This window comes from Mycobacterium sp. (genome assembly GCF_050701675.1).
Lineage (GTDB): Bacteria > Actinomycetota > Actinomycetes > Mycobacteriales > Mycobacteriaceae > Mycobacterium.
Window position 1 is genome coordinate 1 of sequence record NZ_JBOGDD010000963.1, and the last position, 3,221, is coordinate 3,221.

Below are 3,221 nucleotides of genomic sequence, written 5' to 3' on the forward strand. Positions count from 1 at the left end.
ACCTGGCGTACGCCTGCCGCATTCGGCCCTCGGTTCCCGGCGAACGGGTCGAGGCGGGCCGACTGGTCGCGCTGACGGCGGGCGGTCCGACCGATCCCGTCGTCGAACCCGCGTTCCAGATTCTGCAGAAGCAGGCCCTGCGGCCGTCGCGCGCCGTGTCGAAGGTCAGCAAGGACGTCCAGCACAACCTCGCCATGCACCTGGAACGGCTGGGGCAGATTAGGCGGGTGCGGCTGCGGTCGAGGCGGTCCGGTTACGCCTGGCCGCTCACCCAGCGCGACCGGGTCGCCGCGGCTCGCACCGACCTGTTGTCGGCATTGTTCGACCGCCGCCCGCCCACGCCGACGACGGCAGCCGTCGTCACCCTGCTGCATGCGGCGGACGGCCTCGGCGCGCTCCTGAGTCTCAACGACCGCGGCTGGCGCTGGGTGCACGCCCGGGCCACCGAAATCGCCAGTGGCAGTTGGGTTGACGAATACCCGACCGCGATGCCCGAGGTCAACTTGGCGGTGACGGCCTCAGTCCTGCGCTCAACTCTTGCGTAGCGCCTGTTCCAGGTCGCCCAGCAGATCCGCGGCATCCTCGATGCCCACCGACAACCGAACCAGGTCCTCGGGCACCTCGAGTTGAGATCCCGCGGTCGACGCGTGGGTCATCGCGCCGGGGTGCTCGATCAGCGATTCCACGCCGCCGAGCGATTCGGCGAGGATGAAGATCTCGGTGCGCGCGCACAGTTGCTGCGCGGCGGCCCGGCCACCCTTGACCCGCACGGACACCATGCCGCCGAAGCCGGTCATCTGCCGGGCCGCGACGTCGTGATTGGGGTGGCTGGGCAGGCCGGGGTAGAGCACCGTGTCGATCGCCGGGTGCTCGGAGAGGAACTCGGCCACCCGGGTCGCGTTCTCGCTGTGCCGCTCCATGCGCAAGGCCAGCGTCTTCAGCCCGCGCATCGTCAGATAGGCGTCGAACGGCCCGGGCACCGCGCCCGCGCCGTTCTGCAGGAAGGCGAAGGCGTCGTCGAGCTCCTCGGCATTGGTCAGCAGGGCGCCGCCGACGACGTCGGAGTGTCCACCGATGTACTTCGTCGTCGAGTGCAGGACGATGTCCGCCCCCAGCGCCAGGGGCTGCTGAAGCGCCGGTGAGGCGAACGTGTTGTCGACGAGCACCTTGACGCCCGCGGGCGAGGCGAGTTGGACGATTCCGGCGATGTCGGCGATCGTCAGGAGCGGGTTGGTCGGTGTCTCGACCCAGACGAGCCGGGTCGCGGGCGTGATCGCCGCACGCACCTCGTCGAGATCGGAGAGCGCGACGGGCGTGTGGGTGACGCCCCATTGCGCGAACACCTTGTCGATCAACCGGAAGGTGCCGCCGTAGGCGTCGTCGGGGATGACGACGTGGTCACCGGGACGCAGCAGTGCCCGCAGCGCGCAGTCGGTGGCGGCCATGCCGGAACTGAACGCCCGCCCGAACGTCGCCCCCTCGACGGCCGCCAGCCCGGCCTCGAGCGCCGCCCGGGTGGGGTTGCCGGTGCGGGCGTACTCGAATCCACCCCGCAGTCCGCCGACGCCGTCCTGCGCGAACGTGGAACTCGCGTAGATGGGCGCGTTGACGGCGCCGGTCGCCGGATCGGGCCGGTAGCCGGCGTGGATGGCCCTCGTCGCGGGGCCGTAGGCGCGGTACGCATCTGCCTTCGAACGCTGCTCACTCATCACCGATCAGCGTAACGGCCTCGGATCACCGTGACGTCCGGTGTAGAACAAACAGCATGTCCACCACGATCGAAAGTCTCCTCGACCTCGACTCGCTACTCACCGCCGAGGACGTCGAACTGCGGACGATGGTCCGCGAGTTCGGCGAACAACGCCTGCGTCCGCACGTCGCCGAGTGGTTCGAGACCGGCGAGGTCCCGGTCCGCGACCTCGCCGTCGAGACCGGCAAGCTGGGTCTGCTCGGCATGCACCTGCAGGGGTACGGGTGCGGCGGGTCGACCGCCACGGCCTACGGCCTGGTGTGCCAGGAGCTCGAGGCCGTCGACAGTGGCCTGCGCAGCCTGGTGTCGGTGCAGGGTTCGCTGGCGATGTTCGCGATCCACCACTGGGGCAGCGAGGAGCAGCGCCAACAGTGGCTGCCGGGGATGGCGGCTGGCGAGCTGATCGGTTGTTTCGGGCTGACCGAGCCCGACTTCGGGTCCAATCCCAGCGGGATGCGGACGACGGCGCGGCGCGACGGCTCGGACTGGGTGCTCAACGGATCGAAGATGTGGATCACCAACGCATCGATCGCCGACGTGGCGATCGTGTGGGCGCGCGCCGAGGAAGGCATCATCGGTTTCGCGGTTCCCACGTCGACCCCCGGGTTCAGCGCGCGCGAGATGACGCACAAGATGTCGCTGCGGGCATCGGTGACCTCCGAGTTCAGCCTCGACGACGTCCGTCTGCCCGACGAGGCGAAACTGCCTGGGGCGCGGGGCTTGTCGGGTCCGCTGGCCCGCCTGTCGGAGGCTCGTTTCGGCATCGTATTCGGTGCCGTCGGTGCGGCGCGGGACTGCTTGGAGACGACGCTGGACTACGTCGGCACGCGCGAGGTGTTCGACAAGCCGCTGGCCGGTTATCAATTGACGCAGGCCAAGATCGCCGACATGGCCGTGGAACTCGGCAAGGCGCAGCTTCTGGCTCTGCACCTGGGCAGGCTGAAGGACGACGGGAAGATCAAGCCCGAACAGGTGAGCGTCGGCAAGCTCAACAACGTTCGCGAGGCCATCAAGATCGCGCGTCAGTGTCGGACTCTGTTGGGCGCCAACGGGATCACTCTCGAGTACCCGGTGATCCGGCACGCCAACAATCTCGAGTCGGTGCTGACCTATGAGGGCACTTCCGAGGTACATCAGTTGGTCATCGGCGAAGCACTGACGGGGGTCAGCGCGTTTCGTTGAAACGACTACGCCGCCTGGCCGCACGTAGCGGACGGGCGGCGTAGTCGATGCCTCAAAGGGGAAGTGCGACAGTCTTGATCAACTTGTCGACGAGCGTTTGGCGCTTGGGATCCCACAGTGGGAACAGAACGGTGACGATCCAGACGATGCCGCAGAGGAAGTAGGCCACGATGTAGACGAGCTCGCGCAGAACGGACTTTCCGAAGCCGATCGGCTGTTCTGTCTCCTCATCGACGACCTTGAACTTCATGATGCCCTTGCCGATGCTGGAACCCGTGGTGCCCTGCTT

At 67.8% G+C, this 3,221-nt stretch carries 4 protein-coding genes; 2 read left to right on the top strand and 2 right to left on the bottom strand.

The annotated features are described in order from the left end of the window. Nucleotides 1-545: GPP34 family phosphoprotein (locus tag ACRDUX_RS29165; RefSeq protein ID WP_526419034.1), on the top strand; the 545-nt coding region annotated here is incomplete at its 5' end. On the opposite strand, the gene ACRDUX_RS29170 is transcribed toward ACRDUX_RS29165, so the two are convergent. Next, complete coding sequence (locus tag ACRDUX_RS29170) at nt 531-1,709, bottom strand: cystathionine gamma-synthase (protein ID WP_526419036.1); 1,179 nt, start codon at nt 1,707-1,709, stop codon at nt 531-533. The two genes, ACRDUX_RS29165 and ACRDUX_RS29170, sit on opposite strands and share 15 nt — an antisense overlap. A gap of 56 nt (nt 1,710-1,765) precedes the next feature. Between ACRDUX_RS29170 and ACRDUX_RS29175 the strand changes: the two genes are divergently transcribed. Continuing rightward, a complete protein-coding gene (locus tag ACRDUX_RS29175; RefSeq protein ID WP_526419038.1) occupies nt 1,766-2,932 on the top strand; it encodes an acyl-CoA dehydrogenase family protein in 1,167 nt (388 codons plus the stop codon). A gap of 52 nt (nt 2,933-2,984) precedes the next feature. Here ACRDUX_RS29175 and ACRDUX_RS29180 read toward each other — a convergent pair. Further along, nucleotides 2,985-3,221 (bottom strand): RDD family protein (locus ACRDUX_RS29180; protein ID WP_526419040.1); only part of this gene is annotated, 237 nt, incomplete at its 5' end.

What these genes read in the sequence shown, in the direction of transcription:
- ACRDUX_RS29175 (WP_526419038.1), top strand. Translation starts at nt 1,766, where the DNA reads ATGTCCACCACGATCGAAAGTCTCCTCGACCTCGACTCGCTACTCACC.
- ACRDUX_RS29170 (WP_526419036.1), bottom strand. Translation starts at nt 1,709, where the DNA reads ATGAGTGAGCAGCGTTCGAAGGCAGATGCGTACCGCGCCTACGGCCCC.